Raw genomic sequence first — 19,326 nt, 5'->3', positions numbered from 1 at the left:
TTCTTTATCAGTGCTTGTTGCCTCTGCCCTTGCCGCCACCGGAACTGGTGGAACCTATGGAAACCTGGGCCGTTGCGGTCAGCTCGCCGTCGCTGATGGTATAGCTGAAGCTGTCGCCATTCTTGAAGCGCTTGCCAGGCGTATAGGTAACGCTGCCGTCGCTGTTGATGCGCACCGATCCCTTGCTGCCCTGGGTCACGCTGACCACCTTGATGGTGTCGCCATCCGGGTCGTAGTCGTTGCCCAGCACCGCTATGGTCACGCTGCCGCCGCTGACGCTGGCACTGTCGGCCAGGGCCATCGGTGCCTCATTGGCCGGCTCGGCCGGCGCCACGGTCACGCTGACGCTGGCACTGGCGCTGCCACCCTTGCCGTCCGAGATGTTGTAGCTAAAGGTCTCTGTGCCGCTAAAGCCGCTGGCCGGGGTAAAGCTGATGCTGCCGTCACTGTTGATGCGGGCGCTGCCGTTGACGCCGCTGGTGCCCGTGATGGTCAGGCTGTCACCGTCCGGGTCATGGTCGTTGGCCAGCACCTTGATGGTGACGCTCTGGCCCGCCTGGGTGCTGGCACTGTCGTTCACCGCCACCGGGGCGCTGTTACCGGCCAGCACATTCACAGTCACAGTCGCAGAGTCGCTGCCGCCCTTGCCGTCCGACACACTGTAGCTGAAGGTCTCGGTGCCGCTGAAGCCGGAGGCCGGGGTAAAGCTGATGCTGCCGTTGCTGTTGATCTTGGCGCTGCCGTTGACACCACTGACGGAGGTGACGGTCAGGGTATCGCCATCCGGATCGCTGTCGTTGGCCAGCACATTGATGGTCACCGCCTGACCAGCATCGGTGGTGGCGCTGTCGTTCTGGGCCACGGGGGCGCTGTTGCCGGCGGGGCTGTCCACGACATAGATCACGGTCTGGCTGGCGCCGCCGCCACTGACGTTCACGTCATAGAAGCCGTCTGCCGCGGTGCTGGCCGATGTCACCTTCAGGCTGGTGCTGGCACTGGCGCCAGGAGCCAAGGTCAGCGCGCTGTTGCCAAAGTACCGGCTCCAGCCACTGGCCACGGCGGCGCTCAAGGCAAAGCTGCGGCTGCTGCAGGCAGCACTGTCGTTATTGGTCAGGGTCACCTGGTAGCTCACCTGGGTACCGGCAGCCACCCACGGGCTCTGGCCGGGCGTAACCGACAGGCTGGGTGAGGCGCTGGTACAGACCGGCTCGCCACCGCCGGCCACCTCGATATAGACCTCGGCGCCACTGCCGTCCACGGACTGGGTGCTGATCACGACACCGGCATCGTTATCCACATAGTCCCGCCCCGTTTCTAGAGCGGCATCGGAGAACGTACTGGTACCCGGGTTCATATCCAACAGATAACTGGTGTGACCATAGCGCTCATTACCGGAATGAATGGTCACCCCATCGGTAAGGTTATGTAAGTCCGAATAGTTACCCAGCGGAGAGTCGAATCCTACCGGTTGCCGCAATTCGACAAAGTACCAGTCATTGGTATTGTACAGGCTGCTATTAACCCCCTTAAGCACCTTCAGGGCCAGGGGCGCACTGGCATCGAACTCCTGGGGCGCTATCCGGTAGCTGCCACTGCTGGTCACCGTTTGGATCCGACCATCCAGCCAGCCTAAACGGTCCTTCTGGTGCACATTGAAGTGTCCTTTTCCTGACCCCATCAGGTCTGCACCATCACCATATTCCCTCACACTGCAGTTATCCCCAAGTGTTTCGCCGTTACACATCAGGTCATGAGAATGCTGCAGGCCCAGGTTATGGCCTATTTCATGGGCAGTTTGAGAAAGGCTGATCACATCTATGCCGTTAAAGAAGGCCCTTGACGGGCTTCCGCCCACACTGCCGACACCGCTGAAACCACAGCTGGAAACATAGGGCCAGGTGTAAACCAGGCGATCGAAATCAGAAACCTTTAAGCCGGACGCTGCTGCAGCCTTTTCCGCTTCCTGAACAATCAGGCTGCGGTCACAGGTGCTTCCAGAAATAGGCAAGCGTAACCAATTGGTCACAGTGGTGTTCATCCAGGCCTGGCCATAGGAGGCTTCACGGATAAAGGCATCAACCTCGTCAAAGTTGGCTTCCACCTGGGCCCTGGTATAGGGCTCGCTGCGGTCGTCCTGGAAGTTGACCATCATCACCAGGGTGCGCTGCTCGCCAAAGGTGTTGGCGGGCGCCCCTGGGGTGGTGCCGTAGCTGGGGCTGTTTTCTGCGCCAAGAAACAGGATGTCGTCGGGATTCACCGCCAGGACCTCCTGGCCCTCTTCCTCGCCCTTGGCCAGCAGGACGCCCTTGGCCCGGACCTGCAGGCCATGCTGCAGGGCCTGGTCCCGGCCGGCCCCTTTGATGGCCAGGGTGTCACCGAAGGGTGTCTTGAGTTCCACTTCCAGGCGGCTGTTGACGGGGTTTTCAAAGTCGTCGGCAAAGAGCAGGCTCAGCTCACCTTCCACTTCCAGCTGCTGCTCGATGAATGCCAGCACCTTGGGCGGGAAGAGGTCCTGCTTGTCTTCGGGTATGGCCACCGCCAGCACCTGGTCCGGGTGCTTTTCGGCCAGTTTTTTCAGCAGCGCCAGGCGCTTTTCGGCCAGCTTCTCAAGCCTGGCATAGGCCTTGGCCTTGTTGGCGCCCTTGGCCTTCTGCCAGTTCTTGGCCTGGGCTATCAGCGCCTGGGTGTGCTGGGCGGCCTGGCTCTGGGACTGCTGAGCAGCGGCCTGGGCGTGCTGGGGAAGGGCGGAAACGGGGGCGGCTACCAGCAGGGCGGTGCTCAGCCCCAGGGCGGCGAGGATCTTGTTTTTGTGAGTCGGCACGGCTTTCAAGGGTCTTCCTCCAAAATACAGGGGAAAGATCCTCAAACAGGCGCCGGCCCATTGACGGGATTCTCTCTTTCGGCAGCCTGGCTGTCCACGTGGGACCCATGACTTTGCGCCCTCCGGTTACCCGGAGTTTGCCTTTTCGGGAGAGGATCTTTCTTGGTCAATCTGTGGCGCTTGCGCTACGTCCTGTCGGCTCATACGGCCGGCCGATACACATCGACCCGTCCTGCCGTAAGCGACCTTGTTCCGCCTCTTTGTTCGAAGCGGACCGGCACTGTACCACGGCCAGGATGAACGAAAAATATACAGGACGGGCGGCTAAAACAGCTGTGTCACCAAGTGAACACTAACCTTGCAGAGCCCGTTATGCATAAGCCACTGAGTTGATTAAGCAAAACCAGTTACAGCCGTCACAGAAACACCATTGGCACTTTTTTGCTCAACTGGCGATTTTGCGAAGTCGCTCACAGGTGGGCCAAACGGGCACGGCAGCAGACGCCTCCTACCGGCAAGGCACCGTTAAGGAGATGAAACAGTGGCTTTGACCTGGATAGCCAAGGTAAAACAAAAACTTAGATGAAAACCTCGTTATCGCTGTCTCACCAAAGTTACATTTGGCCTCCCTTCCACCATCAGAAAAATCCGGCAATCCCTTAAAAATCAAAAATATAGATATGCGGCACAGGCCTTGCTCTTCTTTGGCCACCTGACAGGAGCCACGGGCGTGGCTCCGTTCGTTCATGCAGGGTGGCGAAACGGCCCCGGCCGTAAGAGGTAGCCACCCACACCCAGCCCCAAGGGGCGACGGAGGTGGGAGATGAAGAAGCAATTGGGACGGGCCAAGGCTGCTGCCTTGGGCCTAGGGGCCCTCACGACAGTGGCGGTGTTTACGGCCTTGGCCGTACATAGCCTGGGGTTCTTTGAACTGGAAAATGGCGTGGAAGGCGGTAACGCCATAGACGAGAGCAGTCTGCTCGTACCGGGACCAATTCCAGATGACTGGGGCAAAATAGATGACCCCATGGGCAGCGACAACTGCACTGGCGACTGGGCTTCATGCGGTCACGTAACGGGCCCTGAAGCCGGCGCCAACGGCGATCATGATCCGACCGACGGTCACACCGGCGGCAACTCGGAAGCCCATACCTTCGTACAAGATCCGGATGGCGTTTCTGGCATAGATGATATCTACACCGGCGGCGGTTCCAAGGACGATCTGGACGTCAGCCAGTGGAAATGGACTACCGGTACCGTGCCCGACAAGGATGACCTGCTGCCGGTGGGTGCTGCGGCCTATAACGTCGACAGCGATATGAATGCCGCCACACCGGATGACTTGGTCATTACCTTCTTCGGCACCCTCTTTGCGCCCAACGGCTCGGCGGCAGCCGGCATGTGGCTGTTTAAGGACAACGTTATTCTCTGTACCGACTCCAGAGGCAACGGCGTCTTCGGTGTTGACAATAATGATGACGGCATCTGCGATACCGACATGGGCGGAGACGTGATCCTGGCCGAACACCAGGTCGGCGATATCCTGGTTCAGGCCGATACCACCGTTGGCGGTACCGTGGTGACCATGAACGTGTTCAAGTGGGTCGGCGGTCTCAGCAATGCCGAAAAAGCCATAGAGTGCCCGGCCGGCATGGGCTTCAGCCTGTTCCCACCCAAGGATAACCTTTGCCAACTTGCCACACTGGCTTCGGCTACCTGTAGTGGCGGAGCAGATGACGCCTGCGGCACCATGAATCTGGTGGCCACGGAGTCACCCGACTCCTGGGGCTTCCAGTCCAAGTTCCCGCCCGATACCGACCCCGCGGTCAATCCGGCACACCCAACAGGAACCGACGGCATCGACATTGACGACTTCCCCGCCACCAGTTTCCTGGAAGGCGGCTTCAATTTGTCAGCACTGCTCGGGGAAGACGCCGGTTGCTTTTCCAGCTTCCTGATGAGCACCCGCTCCTCCCACAGCGTGCGGGCGCAGCTGAAGGATCTGGCCCTGGGCAAGTTCTCGCTTTGCGATCTGGCGCTCGCCAAGCAATGCGACGCCGATTTCAATGAAGACGCCAGCGCCGTTATCGTCAACTTCAGTGGCGTTATCGAGAACACCGGCAGCCTGGCCTTCGACATCACCCTGAGCGATGGCGAGCATGACATCGGCGACGTCTGCCTCTACGAGGAAGAAGGCGATCCCGCCATGGCCAAGGCCTGCGCCGACGCCAACGATCTCCCCAACGAGGCCATGGAAGACATCACCGATGGTGTCGCCACCTTCATCCTGGGTCCGGGACAGAAGTTCCGCTATGAGGGTTCCTACACGGTGGACGACCCCGTCTTTGAAGGCGACGGCATCGCCACCTTTGAGGATACCGTCACTGCCGAGGCCCGCCTGGTAGACAGCGAACAGCTGGAGCTGACCAGGGAAGCCGATGCGACCTGTACCCTGGAGGGCCTGCCCGGCATCGCCGTGACCAAGAGCTGCGACAGCGCCACCATCCAGGACAATGGTACCGACATCAAGGTGCTCATCAGCGGTACCGGCAGCAATGATGGCCAGGTCAAGCTGGTCAACATGGAGCTGGTGGATAGCGAAGGCGCCACCATCACCAAGATCCTGGTGGATACCGATGACGACGGCGACCTGACCGATGAAACGGATCAGTCCGCCAGCAACGGTTCCATCATGCTGACCCCAGGACAGATCTTCAGCTACGAGGGCGAGCTGCTGCTGGAAGATGCATCGTCATCCGATGGCTCCACCCTGAGCCATTCCGACACCGTCACCGCCAAGGCCGACAGCGTCTTCGATGATGACGGTGCACAGGACGATGCCGAGGACACAGCAAGCGCAAACTGTGACGCCCCCCATAATCCGTCGATCTTGGTCGACAAGAACTGCGAAGCGGCCGTGGTAGACGACGGCGAAGGTACCGATCTGCTGATCACCATCACCGGCGGAGGCTCAAACACCGGCAACACCAGACTGGTCAACATGGAGCTGGTAGACAGCAAAGGCGCCACCATCACCGAGATCCTGGTGGATACCGATGACGACGGCGACTTGACCGATGAAACGGATCAGTCAGGCAGCAACGGCTCCATCGAGCTGAATCCCGGGCAGATCTTCAGCTACATGGCAGAGCTGACCGTAGCAAACGCAACCAGCGCCGCCCATGACGACACCATCACCGCCAAGGCCGACAGCTACTTCGACGATGACGGTGCCCAGGATGATGCCAGCGACACCGGCGATGCCGAGTGCGAAGCCGAGGTAATCCTGGGTCTCAATGTCACCAAGAGCTGCGAGGCCTTCCTGGACGGTGGCGACACCTTCAGGGCCGAAATCGTCGGTACCGCCACCAGCGCCAGCAATGTGCTGCTCAAGGCTGTCAACCTGGTGGACGACACCCTGAACGTAAATGACTTTACCGTTGTTTACGACAGCGACAAGGATGGCATTATCGACGGTGGCGAACCCGCATTCAGTCTCGGCAGCGACGACCTGAAGCCGGGTGAGCAACTGGCCTTTGCCTATACGCTCACCTCCACCAGCCAAACCAGCCATGAAGACACCATCTTTGCCACCGGCACCGCGGCCTTTACGGAGGAAGCACAGAGTGATGCGGTTGAGTCGGGCACTGCCACCGCCACTTGCCAGCTCCAGCTCCATCCGGATCTGAGCATCACCAAGATCTGCGACAGCGAGCTGGGCGGTGAAAACACTGATGGTTCCGGTGTTATCCTGGAAATCGTCGACGGCATGGTGGCGGTCCGGGTTGGCAACATCATCACGGTAACCAATACCGGCGATGAGGATCTCGACCCGGTCACCCTTTCCGATTCGGAAGTTGCCATGTTGATGGAGGTGATCCCGGCTGGAGAATCGGCCAAGTTCGTCTGCCAAGACAAGACGGACAGCACGGATGCGTCCTGCACTGGCTCACTGGGTATCGGCGAGTCCGTCCAGTTCCGCCAGACCTACAAGCCCGATGGCTTGTCTATCCTGGGCTGGCTGACCGCACCAAGCACCGTCGAGTTCAGCAATACCGCCACCGCCGATGGCGCTGGTAAGCTAAGCGGTATTCCCATAGGCGAAGCCAACGAGGTACCCGACCCGGGTCCCAGAACGGCCACTGCTGAATGCCCACTGTGCCCACCCCATGACACGGAGTAATAACGTACTTAAGTAAAAACGGCGGGGATATCCCCGCCGTTTCCTTATTTGTTCCGGCCCTTACCGCCCTTGCCACCTCCGCCATCGGCCTGGAGGCTGACAGTCACAGTTGCCGTAGCCTTTAGTTCACCATCCGTGATCTGGTAGCTGAAGCTGTCGCTACCCCGGAACTTGCGGCCCGGATTGTAGACGAGGGTTCCATTACTTCCCAGGCTGACCGTCCCTTTACTGCCCTGGGTATAGCCGCTGATCAGCAGCTTATCGCCTTCGGGATCGTAGTCATTGACAAGCACCGGGATCACCAGGGTGGACTTGCCATCGGTGCTGGCCTGGTCGTCCATGGCTATCGGCGCGTTGTTGATAGGTGCTGCAACGGACACCGCCACGCCGGCAGTGGCATGACCGCCTCGGCCGTCAGCAACCTGGTAGCTGAAGGTTTCGGTGCCGCTGAAGCCGCTGGCCGGGGTAAAGGTGATGCTGCCGTCTTCATTGATCACCGCCGCGCCATTGACACCGGTCACCCCAGTCACCGTGAGGCTGTCACCGTCGGGATCGCTGTCATTGGCCAGCACCGGGATGGTCACGGCCTGGCCATGGCCGGTGCTGGCCTCGTCGTTTGCCGCTCTGGGCGCCTGGTTGGCCGGTTCGGCAACAGTCACCGTGACCAGCGCCGAGGCGCTGCCACCACGGCCGTCGGAAATGCTGTAATTGAATACCTCGGAGCCACTAAAGCCAAGCGCGGGCGTGAAAGTAATGGTGCCGTCATTGTTGATGCGAGCACTGCCGTTGACACCGCTCACAGCGGTCACGGCCAGGGGGTCGCCGTCGGGATCCTTGTCGTTGGCCAGCACCGCAATGGTAACCGGCTGTTCAAAGCCGGTCGCAGCTTCATCATTCAATGCCATTGGCACACTGTTTTCTGCCACCACGACAAAGGTCGCCGGAGCAGTGGTGGACTTGCCGTCGGACGTGACCTCGATCAGCAACTCGTAGTCGCCTGCACCAGCCTGACGGTCTGAAGTGACGGAAAAGCTGGCAGTGGTCGACTCACCAGGCGCCAACGTCATATTCGTGGCTGCAAAGCTCCCGGACCAGCCGGCAGGAAGCTCACTTGAAAGCGCGAAGGACCTTGCCTGGCACTGGGTATCGTCGTTATTGGCCACAGTCACCTGGTAGGTGTAGCTGGCCCCGGCATTGAGGGCGTCGCTTACCGCTGGTTCAAGGGCAAGGCTGGGCTGCATGCTGACACATTGCGGCTCGGATGCGTTGACATAGACGGTGGCCCCCGTCGCCGAGACGGATTCGACACTGATGCTGGCACCGGACTGGGGATCGACATAATACTGGCCAGTGACCAGGGCCGCATCATTGAAGTCTCGGATCAAATCGGACCCCGGCGTCATATCCAACAGCATACTGCTGTTGGCGTCGCCTTCCACGACACTACGTACCAGGATGCCGGACGTTGCTGTTGTCCGTTCCACCATCCAGGCGTCATACCCATCGGCTTGTCGATATTCGAGATAAAGCCACCGCTGAGCACCACTTTGCTCATCCACGCCGGCTGGCACTTTCAGAGCAACGGGACCGGTATCGCTGGTAAAAGGGGACAGTTCGTAAAGGCCATTGGTGGCGACCTGGACATCAGGCTGCCAACCGAGCAGCTCCTGGTTGAAGACCGACAGATACGCAACCCCAGTACCCATGATGTCGTACAGATCACCGTATTCGAAGCTGCGGCAATTCCCCTCAGTCACCTGATCGCCGCAATCCAAACCATGGGCATGACGCAAGCCAAAGGTGTGACCTATCTCATGGCCCAGGGTGCCCAGGCCTTTGGAGCCGTTCATGAACACTCGGCGGCCATGGCTACCGACAGTTCCCTGACCGGCCCAGCCGCAGGCATTCTTGGGGTGGAAATAGATCACCAGATCGTAGTCGGCGGCATCATAGCCATTCGATAAGGCCTGGCCGTTTGCCTGAGACGCCAGTTCATTGATATCGCACTGGGTACTGTCCAACGACACCGTATGCCAGTCATTGACATCGCCACTGAGCCATAGCTGGTTGGCCGAGGCATCCTGATAAAAATCACTGGTATCTTGAAAAACCGCCTTCTGGATCTCGTCCATTGACCAGGGCTTGTTGTCGGGATCGTCCTGGAAGTTCACCATCATGACGAGGACTCGCTCCTCGCCCAAGGCCGGGGTTACGGCCGCATAAGATGGGCCCAGCAGGGCGGTGCTCAGCCCCAGGGCGGCGAGGATCTTGTTCTTGTGAGTCGGCACGGCTTTCAAGGGTCTTCCTCCAAAATACAGGGGAAAGATCCTCAAACAGGCGCCGGCCCATTGACGGGATTCTCTCTTTCGGCAGCCTGGCTGTCCACGTGGGACCCATGGCTTTGCGCCCTCCGCTTACACGGAGTTTGCCTTTTCGGGAGAGGATCTTTCTTGGTCAATCTGTGGCGCTTGCGCTACATCCTGTCGGCTCATACGGCCGGTCGATACACATCGACTCGTCCTGCCGTAAGCGACCTTATACCGCCTCTTTGTTCGAAGCGGACCGGCACTCTATCACGGCCAAGATGAATGAAAAATATACAGGGCGGGCTTGCCCAAGGGCAGTGTCGACTAGTGAATACTAACCCTGCAGGGCAAAAGCAGCGCTAACAGAATGAGTTTATTAGGGATTGCGGTAGCAAGACTGATGGCTCCACTAGCCTGGCTACCTTTGTTCAAAAGTTCGCCTTTTGAGAAGAGGCTCACAATCCGGCTATCAGTCCAGGGGATGGTGACAACGGCCACAGCATTCGTCCCACAGGACGACGGTCTGCTCACCGTAAAGGAGCTTGAGGCGGTCCCTGTGGTTGGCCAGGGCGGCGCCGTACAGCAGGCGACGGGTACAGGCCGCCTGCTGCCGGAATCGCTCCCTGGCGCCAGGGTTGAGTTCTATATGGTGCAATTGACTCCGTGCCACTGGCGTGATCTCTCGTTACGACATCCACAGAAGATCGAGGCAAGCATAGTGCCAGTTAGACAAGGTACTGATCTCCAAGGCAAACAAGATAAAAGCGGCCGCCAGGGCCGCTTTTTTTGTTTCAGTGCTGATACAGCTTTACAGATTCAGCGGATCTCGTACTTGTCCATCAGCCGGTAAAGGGTCACCCGCGACACCTCCAGGCAGCGGGCCGTCTCGGAAATATTGTTCTGGCAGAACGACAGGGCGCCCAGAATGGCCTCCTTCTCCGCCAGGTTGCGTGACTCTTCCAGGGACGGTACCACGGTGCGGCTGTCGCTGGCCTTGAGGCCGAGATCTTCCGGGGTGATCAGGCGGTTCTCGCTCATCACCAGGGCCCTGCGGATACGGTTGATCATTTCACGCACATTGCCAGGCCAGCTGTAGTGGTTCATGGCGTGGATGGCACGCTGGCTGAAGCCCTTGGCCAGCACATTGCTGTCCAGCTTGAACTTCTGGAAGAAAAAGCGCGCCAGCAGCTCTATGTCACCGTTACGATCCGCCAGCCTGGGCACCTCGATGCGCAGCACATTGAGGCGGTAGTAGAGATCTTCACGGAAACGGCCCTGCTCCACCGCCTTTTCCAGATCCACATTGGTGGCCACGATCACCCGGGCGTCTATGGGCAGGCTGTCGTTGCTGCCCACCCGCTCTATGGTGCTTTCCTGCAAAAAGCGCAGCAGGTTCACCTGCAGATCCAGCGGCAGGTCGCCCATTTCGTCCAGGAAGATGGTGCCGCCCTGGGCCGCCTCGATGCGGCCGATCTTGCGCTTGTGGGCGCCGGTGAAGGAGCCCTTTTCGTGGCCGAACAGCTCCGAGTGGATCAGGGTATCCGGCAGGGCCCCGCAGTTGACCGCCACAAAGGGCTGATGGCGACGACTGGAGCGCTGGTGGATGGCCTTGGCGATCAGCTCCTTGCCGGTGCCGCTCTCACCGCGGATCAGGACGGGCGCGTCCACGTTGGCGACCTTGCGGATCTGCCGGAAGATATGGCGAATGGCATCGCTGGCGCCCACCATCTGGCACTCGTCCAGGTGCGACAGCTGCACCTCACCGAGCTTGCGCAGCTTGGCCAGGCCATAGGCATGGCCCAGAGTGGCCTTGAGCTGGGTGGGGTTATCGGGCAGGGGCAGGGTGTAGTAGTCGTAGAAGTATTCGTAGAGCAGTCGGCAGAAGTCGTGATTACCGAGGTCTTCCGGATGGGTCAGGGCTATCCAGGCCGTTCTCTGACCATTGCAGAACAGTTCCTCTATTTCATCCTGCAACTCATCGGTCAGATCGCTGAGGTGAGCCAGGCCCACATGGTATTCCTGCTCCCTGAGCTTTTCCTTGGCCAGGCCGGGGTCGGTGACCCTGTCCACGGACCAGCCGGCAAAATCCAGGGCAGGGAGCCGTTCAGACGGTGACACATCCAGAAAGAGTGCCTTCCTAACCGGGAGGCTGTTATTGCGCCCTTCACTCATGGGTTCCAGCCTTTTTATCCCTCTCTTGGTACTTTCCTAGTGTAGTCCAGGGGCAACGCCGACCGCGGGCCCTGGATCACAGCTCCTTCACATGGGCATAGGGCCCGATCCGGGCAGGCCGGCAAATCAAAAATATACTTAAGCTAAATGAACGCCCGGGTGCCACCATGTACAACAACTACTTTGGTCTGAGCGAGCCGCCGTTTTCCATTGCACCGGACCCCAGGTACCTGTACCTGAGCCAGCAACACCGGGAAGCCCTGGCCCACCTGCTGTACGGCATCCAGAACAACAGCGGTTTCGTGCTGCTGACCGGCGAAGTGGGCACCGGCAAGACCACCGTTTGCCGTTGCCTGCTGGAGCAGCTGCCGGACAACACCGAGCTGGCGGTGATCCTCAACCCCAAGTTCAGCGTGCTGGAGCTGCTGCAGGCCATCTGCGATGAGCTGCGCATCCCCTACCCGGACCGGGAAGAACGCCTCAAATACTATGTGGATGCCCTCAACCAGCACCTGCTCAAGACCCATGCCCAGGGCGGGCATACGGTACTGATCATCGACGAGGCCCAGAACCTCAGTGGCGACGTGCTGGAGCAGCTGCGGCTGCTGACCAACCTGGAAACCAACACCAGCAAGCTGCTGCAGATCATCCTGCTTGGCCAGCCGGAGCTGTTGGACAAACTGGAAAAGCCGGAGCTGCGGCAACTGGCCCAGCGCATCACCGCCCGCTTTCACCTGGGCCCCCTTTCCGAGCCCGAACTCCAGGCCTATGTGAAGCATCGCCTCAGCATCGCCGGCCTGGAGGGGGAGCTGTTCAGTCCGGCCATTGTGAAACGCCTGCACCGCCTTACCGGCGGCATTCCCCGCCTGGTCAACGTGCTGTGCGACAGGGCTCTGCTCGGCACCTATGTGCATCGCCATACCAAGGTCAAAAGAAGCACCCTGGAAAAAGCCGCCAGGGAGGTATTCGGCATCAGGGCCAAGCCGGTCAGGCCTCAGCCGGGTACTGGCCTGCCGAGATGGCTGCTGGGTGGTGCTTCCCTAGCCGCCGCCTCCTTTGCCGCCGCGCTTTACTTCAATCCGAGCTGGCTGACATCCCCCATGAGCCTTGAACAGGCCCGCCAGCCCGTGCCCCTGGCACTGCCAGCAACGCCGGCTCCACAGCCCGAACCCGAACAGCCACCAGCCCCGGAGCCGCTGCTCAGTAACCCCGCCAACTGGCAATGGCCGGAAGACATCCCCCTGGAGCTCAACGCCGCCATCGCCTACCGGGCCCTGTTCAAGCTCTGGGGCCTGGACTACAAGCCGGCCGACAATCCCATCGTCTGCCAGTTTGCCCGGGAGCACGGCCTGGGCTGCCTGTTCCAGCAGGGGGACATCGATTCCCTGCGGCGCCTGAACCGCCCGGCGGTGCTCAAGATGTTCAATGCCGACGGCCAGGAGTTCCATGTCACCCTGCTCAGCATGACCGGGCACAGGGCGCAGATCCTGCTGGCGGGAGAAATGAAGCAGGTGGAGCTGGATGCCCTGGCCCTGTGGTGGCCGGGCAGCTACACCCTGTTTTGGCAGATGCCGCCCGGCTACGACAGCCCGATCCGCCCCGGCAGCGCCGGGTCCCAGATCCGCTGGCTGGATCAGCGCCTGGCGGCCCTGCAGAAGCGAAGCCCCTATGGCGAAGACACCTATTTTTATGATGACCGGCTGGTCCGCCAGGTCCGCCAGTTCCAGTTCAGCCAGGGCATCAAGGCCGATGGCGTCGTCGGCCCGCAGACCACCATCCACCTCAACACCCTGGCCGACGGCCAGCAGCCGCAGTTGTTGCTGGCGGAAGGAGGCTGACCTTGTCGTACATACTGGAGGTGCTCAAGCAATCCCAGCGGCAACAGCGCCAGGAACAGGCGCCGGATCTGCTGCATTGGCAGCAGCCCGAGCCGCCACCGCCTCAAGCCCGCTCGAGCCGCCTGCCCTGGCTGCTGGGTTTGCTGCTGCTTGTTTTGGGGGCATACCTGGGCGCCAACCACTGGCCAAGGGCCGATAACAGCCAGATCACCACGGCAGGCCCCCAGGCCCAGAAGCCGGATCTGCTCTCCCTGACCGGCAGCGACGATCCGCTGCAGCTGGCCAGGGCGGTCAGGGTGCAGCCTCCCCAATACGACGAGGCGCAGGAGCAGGCCCTGCTGGCAAGGGACGCCACCCCAATCCAGGCCGAAACAACGTCACCGCAACAGGCCGTGGCCCTGCCGGCGGCCAGCCTCCCCGACAAGCGCCCCCGGGAAGTCCCCAGCCCGGAGCCTGGCCAGGCCGCTCCCGACCAGAACCCGACAACGGCCCCCGCCCCCCAGGCCAGCATGGAAGTTGCCGAGGAGCAGGAGCAGGAGCAGGAGCAGGAGCAGGAGCAGGAGCAGGAGCAGGACAGCGTCGAGCAGATCATGGACTGGCGCAAGCTGCCGGTGGAGGTGCAGCGCCAGCTGCCGGCGCTGCAGTTCTCGGTACACATCTATACCCAGCAGGCCGAAGACAGGCGGGTGAAGATCAACGGCCGCATGCGCCGCCAGGGCCAGCGGATCACCCCGGATCTGCTGCTGGAGGAGATCACCCCCAGGGGCGTCATCTTCCGCTTCAAGGAACACCGCTTCAGCATGAAGGCCATTTGATCCAGACGGCTGACAGCCAACCGGCCAGCCCCTATGATGGGCCCCAAACTGGCATTCGCAGGAGAATCACTTGTCTCAGATCCATATCCTGGTGGGGTCCATGCTGGGCGCCGCCGAGTACGTGGCCGACGCCCTGGCCGATCTGCTCAAGGCCCAGGGCCACGATCCCCAGATCCACCTGGAGCCCACACTGGCCCAACTGCCCAGGGAAGGCACCTGGCTGATCTGCACCTCCACCCATGGCGCCGGCGAACTGCCGGACAACATCCAGCCCTTTTCCGAGCAACTGGCCAGCCAGCCCGACCTCGGCCTGGTGCGCTTTGCCGTCTTCGCCCTGGGCGACTCCAGCTACGACACCTTCTGCCAGGGCGGCAAAACCCTGGAGCAACAGCTGCTGGCCTGCCAGGCCAAACCCCTTTGGCCAAGGCTGGATATCGATGTCCAGGATCCGGCCCTGCCGGAAGAAACCGCCGAGGCCTGGCTGAAGGATCATCTGGACAGGATCTGAACACCTTGGTCTTCCACAGCCGGAGATCCTCCGGCTTTTTTATTGTGGATAAACCATGATCTTTTGTGTGAACAAACTGGTTTTTCCCCAAGGATAAGATCACCTCCTCCTGGGTGCTGTGGATAAAGCGCCATTTAGATCCCAGGCAATCCCCCCTTAGATCCCGATCTTTCCACAAGCTGCGATCGCGCCCAAGATCCTGCCATACATAGGCTTTTTAGGCTTACCCACAGATCGACGAGGATCTAATAGATCAAACAATAAGGATCTTTAAAAAGATCTTTGATCTAATACTGGGATCCGCCGCGATCCTATCCACTTCCAGCGATACCTGCTTCCGATCTACAATGTAGGGCTTTTCCTTCTTGGCTTTGGTTTGCGTAAAAAGGTGACGGGATGCGGTATCAGGATCGCTTCGATGTGATCGTTGTAGGTGGTGGCCATGCGGGCACAGAGGCCGCGCTGGCCGCGGCACGTATGGGCCGTACCACCCTCTTGTTGACTCACAACATCGACACCCTGGGACAGATGTCCTGTAACCCGGCCATTGGTGGCATCGGCAAGGGTCATCTGGTCAAGGAGATCGACGCCCTGGGCGGGATCATGGCCCAGGCCATCGATCGCGGCGGGATCCAGTTCCGTACCCTCAATGCCTCCAAGGGCCCCGCCGTCCGGGCTACCCGTGCCCAGGCCGATCGCGCCCTCTACAAGGCGGCGGTACGACACAGCCTGGAAAACCAGCCCAACCTGACCATCTTCCAGCAGGCCTGCGTCGATCTGATCGTTGAAGGCGATCAGGTGCAGGGCGTGGTGACCCAGATGGGCCTCAAGCTGTATGCCCGTTCCGTGGTGCTGACCGTGGGCACCTTCCTGGGTGGCCAGATCCACATCGGCATGGACAACTACCAGGGAGGCCGGGCCGGTGATCCCCCCGCCAATGCCCTGGCCCAGCGCCTGCGTGAGCTGCCGTTTCGCGTCGATCGCCTCAAGACCGGCACCCCGCCCCGCATCGACGCCCGCAGCATCGATTTCTCGGTGATGGACGAACAGCCCGGCGATACTCCGACCCCGGTGTTCTCCTTCATCGGCAGCCGCGACCAGCATCCACAGCAGATCTCCTGCTGGATCACCCACACCAACGAAGGCACCCATGAGGTGATCCGCAACAACCTGGATCGCAGCCCCATGTACGCCGGCGTGATCGAAGGAATAGGTCCTCGCTACTGCCCGTCCATCGAGGACAAGATCGTCCGTTTTGCCGACAAGCAGTCGCACCAGATCTTCATCGAACCCGAGGGCCTGACCACCCACGAGGTCTACCCCAACGGCATCTCCACCTCCCTGCCCTTCGACGTACAGGTGGCCATAGTCCACTCCATCCGTGGCATGGAAAACGCCCATATCACCCGGCCAGGCTACGCCATCGAATACGACTTTTTCGATCCGCGCGACCTGAAGAACACCTTTGAAACCAAGCACATGAAGGGGCTGTTCTTCGCCGGCCAGATCAACGGCACCACAGGTTACGAGGAAGCCGGCGCCCAGGGCCTGATCGCCGGCCTCAACGCCGCCCGCTTCGCCACCGACCAGGAAGGCTGGGCACCCCGGCGCGACCAGGCCTACATGGGGGTGTTGATCGACGATCTCACCACCCTGGGCACCAAGGAGCCCTACCGCATGTTCACCAGCCGCGCCGAATACCGGCTGCTGCTGCGCGAGGACAATGCCGACCTGCGCCTGACCGAAAAGGGCCGCGAGCTGGGCCTGGTGGACGACCACCGCTGGGCGCTGTTCAGCGACAAGGTGGAGCAGATCGAACGGGAGGCCCAGCGCCTGCGTGGCGCCTATGCCCACCCGGGCTGCGAGCAGGCCGAGCGGCTCAATGCCATGCTGAAGAGCCCGCTGACCAAGGAAGCCAGCCTCGAAGAGCTGCTGCGCCGGCCTGAGATGAGCTATGAGCAGCTGATGAGCATCGACGGTTTCGGCCCCGGCCTCGACCACGAACAGGCCGCCGAGCAGGTGGAGATCCAGACCAAGTACGCCGGCTACATCGAGCGCCAGAAGGACGAGATCGCCAAGATCCTGCGCAACGAACACAGCCTGCTGCCCATCGATCTCGACTACAGCCAGGTCAAGGGCCTGTCCAACGAGGTGGTGGCCAAGCTCAGCGACGCCCGCCCGGAAACCATAGGCCAGGCCTCGAGGATCTCCGGCGTCACCCCGGCGGCCATCTCCCTGCTGCTGGTCTACCTGAAGAAACACGGCCTGTTGAGGAAGTCTGCCTGATGCTGCGAGCCCGATTGGATGAACTGCTGGCCCAGACCAGCCTGGACGTCAGCGACGAGCAGCGCGCCCTGCTGGTGCGCCTGGTGCAGCAGCTGGACAAGTGGAACAAGGCCTACAACCTGACCTCGGTGCGGGATCCCCGGGAGATGGTGGCCAAGCACATAGTGGACAGCCTGGTGGTGAGCCCCCACCTGCCTGCCGCGGGCACCATCATCGACGTGGGCACGGGCCCCGGCCTGCCCGGATTGCCCCTGGCCATAGTGAACCCCGATCACCAGTTCGTGCTGCTGGACTCCCTGGGCAAGCGCATCCGCTTTATCCGCCAGACCTGCCACGAACTGGGCATCAACAACGTCACCGCCGTGCAGAGCCGGGTCGAGGAACACAGGCCCGAGGCGCCTTACGCCGCCGTGGTCAGCCGCGCCTTCGCCTCCATTGACGACATGTTGAGCTGGTGCGGGCATCTTACCGATGAGAGCGGCGTCTTTTTGGCCATGAAGGGCCAGTATCCCGACGGCGAGCTCCAGGCCCTGCCCGAGGCCTTTGAACTCAGGGCCGAATATCCCCTGCAGGTACCCGGCCTGGATGGTCAGCGGCACCTGTTCGCGATAGGATACCAACAGAAACAGAATCGATAAGGGAAGACCGTGGCAAAAGTCATTGCCGTCGCCAACCAGAAAGGCGGCGTGGGCAAAACCACCACCAGTGTCAACTTGTCGGCCTCCCTGGCCGCCACCAAGCGTCGCGTCCTCTTGATCGACCTGGATCCCCAGGGCAATGCCACCATGGGCAGCGGCGTCGACAAGTACGAAGTAGAGCACACAGCCTACGATCTGCTGGTGGACGAAAAGCCCGTGGAAGAAGTGGTGGTGTCCGAGACCGCCGGTGGCTACCACCTGATCGCCGCCAACGCCGACGTGACCGCCGCCGAGGTGAAGATGATCGAATTCTTCGCCCGGGAAGTGCGGCTGCGCAGCGCCCTGGAAAAGGTCCAGGACCAGTACGACTACATCTTCATCGACTGCCCGCCGTCGCTGAACCTGCTGACCGTCAACGCCATGTCCGCCGCCGACTCGGTGCTGGTGCCCATGCAGTGCGAATACTATGCCCTGGAGGGCCTGACCGCCCTGATGGACACCATCAGCAAGCTGGCCGCCGTGGTCAATCCCCAGCTGCAGATCGAAGGCATACTGCGCACCATGTTCGACGCCCGCAATCGCCTGGCCAATGATGTGTCCGATCAGCTGAAAGCCCACTTCGGCGACAAGGTCTATCGCACCGTCATCCCCCGCAACGTCCGCCTGGCGGAGGCGCCCAGCTTCGGTGCGCCCGTGATGTACTACGACAAGGCCTCCAACGGCGCCAAGGCCTACCTGGCCCTGGCCGGCGAGATCCTGCGCCGCCACGACGAAGACACCTCGGAACTGCCCGTGGCCAGCGGCCAGTAAGGAATGACCATGGCAGCCAAGAAACAACGCGGATTGGGACGGGGCCTGGACGCCCTGCTGGCCACCAGCGGCGCCGCCCGCCAGCGCGAGGAGGCCCGCGAAGCGCCCCAGACCCAGCCGGCCCCTGTCGAGGCCGTAAGCGAAGGCGGCAAGGAAAAGGAACTGCGCCGCCTGCCCATCGAGTTCCTGCAGCCGGGCAAGTACCAGCCGCGCCGCGACATGTCGCCGGACGCCCTGGAGGAGCTGGCCGCCAGCATCCGCGCCCAGGGCGTGATCCAGCCCATAGTGGTGCGCCCCATAGGCCAGGACAAATACGAGATCATCGCCGGCGAGCGTCGCTGGCGCGCCTCCCAGCTGGCCGAGCTGGACCAGGTACCCTGCGTGGTGCGCGAGGTACCGGACGAGGCCGCCGTGGCCATCGCCCTGATCGAGAACATCCAGCGCGAAGATCTCAACGCCATGGAAGAGGCCGTGGCCCTGAAGCGGCTGATGACCGAGTTCGAGCTCACCCACCAGGAGGTGGCCGACGCCGTGGGCAAGTCCCGCACCACGGTCACCAACCTGCTGCGCCTCAATAGCCTCCAGGACGACGTCAAGCTGCTGCTGGAGCACGGCGACATCGAGATGGGCCATGCCCGGGCCCTGCTGGCCCTGGAAGGGGACGTGCAGGTGGAGACCGCCCGCGCCGTCGCCCACAAGGGCCTGTCGGTGCGCGAGACCGAAACCCTGGTGCGCAAGGTGCTGGAAGGCAAGCCCGCCAAGGTCGAGAAGAAGGTCGACCCGGACGTGGAGCGGCTGCAGACTCGCCTCTCCGAGCGCCTCGGCGCCAGGGTGGCCATCAATCAGGGTGCCAAGGGCAAGGGCAAGGTGGTGATCAGCTACTCGTCCCTGGACGAGCTGGACGGCATATTGAGCCACCTGGGCGAAAGCCAGGAATAACAAGAAGCCC

General features: G+C 61.4%; 12 protein-coding genes and 2 riboswitches. Of the genes, 8 read left to right on the top strand and 4 right to left on the bottom strand.

The window, feature by feature from the left end:
• Positions 1–7: 7 nt before the first annotated feature.
• Entirely contained in the window at positions 8–2,821 is a 2,814-nt protein-coding gene (locus tag WDB71_RS15960; RefSeq protein WP_341502585.1) for an Ig-like domain-containing protein, read from the bottom strand.
• Positions 2,822–2,898: 77 nt separating this feature from the next.
• Positions 2,899–2,973, bottom strand: a riboswitch (cyclic di-GMP riboswitch).
• A gap of 875 nt (positions 2,974–3,848) precedes the next feature.
• On the opposite strand from WDB71_RS15960, the gene WDB71_RS15955 reads away from it, so the two are divergent.
• Complete coding sequence (locus WDB71_RS15955; protein ID WP_341502583.1) at positions 3,849–7,004, top strand: hypothetical protein; 3,156 nt, start codon at positions 3,849–3,851, stop codon at positions 7,002–7,004.
• A 44-nt stretch (positions 7,005–7,048) separates the two neighbouring features.
• Here WDB71_RS15955 and WDB71_RS15950 read toward each other — a convergent pair whose 3' ends face one another.
• From WDB71_RS15950 to WDB71_RS15940, 3 genes are all read right to left on the bottom strand, one after another.
• On the bottom strand, positions 7,049–9,292 hold the full coding sequence (locus WDB71_RS15950) for an Ig-like domain-containing protein (RefSeq protein ID WP_341504227.1): 2,244 nt from the start codon (positions 9,290–9,292) through the stop codon (positions 7,049–7,051).
• 77 nt (positions 9,293–9,369) lie between these two features.
• Positions 9,370–9,444: riboswitch (cyclic di-GMP riboswitch) on the bottom strand.
• A gap of 335 nt (positions 9,445–9,779) precedes the next feature.
• On the bottom strand, positions 9,780–9,965 hold the full coding sequence (locus WDB71_RS15945; RefSeq protein ID WP_341502582.1) for a hypothetical protein: 186 nt from the start codon (positions 9,963–9,965) through the stop codon (positions 9,780–9,782).
• 161 nt (positions 9,966–10,126) lie between these two features.
• Positions 10,127–11,428, bottom strand: a complete 1,302-nt coding sequence (locus WDB71_RS15940) for a sigma 54-interacting transcriptional regulator (protein ID WP_341502581.1) — start codon at positions 11,426–11,428, stop codon at positions 10,127–10,129.
• Positions 11,429–11,649: 221 nt separating this feature from the next.
• On the opposite strand from WDB71_RS15940, the gene WDB71_RS15935 reads away from it, so the two are divergent.
• From WDB71_RS15935 to WDB71_RS15905, 7 genes are all read left to right on the top strand, one after another.
• The gene (locus WDB71_RS15935) at positions 11,650–13,320 is read left to right on the top strand and encodes an AAA family ATPase (RefSeq protein WP_341502580.1); all 1,671 of its coding nucleotides are present in this window, start codon (positions 11,650–11,652) and stop codon (positions 13,318–13,320) included.
• Between the two features lie 2 nt (positions 13,321–13,322).
• Positions 13,323–14,135 carry a general secretion pathway protein GspB gene (locus tag WDB71_RS15930; RefSeq protein WP_341502579.1) on the top strand — a complete coding sequence of 271 codons (813 nt, stop codon included), beginning with the start codon at positions 13,323–13,325 and terminating at the stop codon, positions 14,133–14,135.
• A 100-nt stretch (positions 14,136–14,235) separates the two neighbouring features.
• The gene (gene mioC, locus WDB71_RS15925; protein WP_341504226.1) at positions 14,236–14,643 is read left to right on the top strand and encodes an FMN-binding protein MioC; all 408 of its coding nucleotides are present in this window, start codon (positions 14,236–14,238) and stop codon (positions 14,641–14,643) included.
• A 396-nt stretch (positions 14,644–15,039) separates the two neighbouring features.
• Positions 15,040–16,929 carry a tRNA uridine-5-carboxymethylaminomethyl(34) synthesis enzyme MnmG gene (gene mnmG, locus WDB71_RS15920; protein ID WP_341502578.1) on the top strand — a complete coding sequence of 630 codons (1,890 nt, stop codon included), beginning with the start codon at positions 15,040–15,042 and terminating at the stop codon, positions 16,927–16,929.
• On the top strand, positions 16,929–17,567 hold the full coding sequence (gene rsmG, locus WDB71_RS15915; protein WP_341502577.1) for a 16S rRNA (guanine(527)-N(7))-methyltransferase RsmG: 639 nt from the start codon (positions 16,929–16,931) through the stop codon (positions 17,565–17,567). Before mnmG ends, rsmG begins: the two co-directional genes overlap by 1 nt.
• Positions 17,568–17,576: 9 nt before the next feature.
• Positions 17,577–18,377 carry a ParA family protein gene (locus WDB71_RS15910; RefSeq protein WP_341502576.1) on the top strand — a complete coding sequence of 267 codons (801 nt, stop codon included), beginning with the start codon at positions 17,577–17,579 and terminating at the stop codon, positions 18,375–18,377.
• A gap of 9 nt (positions 18,378–18,386) precedes the next feature.
• On the top strand, positions 18,387–19,316 hold the full coding sequence (locus WDB71_RS15905; protein ID WP_341502575.1) for a ParB/RepB/Spo0J family partition protein: 930 nt from the start codon (positions 18,387–18,389) through the stop codon (positions 19,314–19,316).
• Positions 19,317–19,326 lie beyond the last annotated feature (10 nt).

The sequence above is a fragment of the Gallaecimonas sp. GXIMD4217 genome, assembly GCF_038087665.1.
Classification (GTDB): Bacteria; Pseudomonadota; Gammaproteobacteria; order Enterobacterales; family Gallaecimonadaceae; genus Gallaecimonas.
This window is presented reverse-complemented; position numbering and strand designations above follow the sequence as displayed.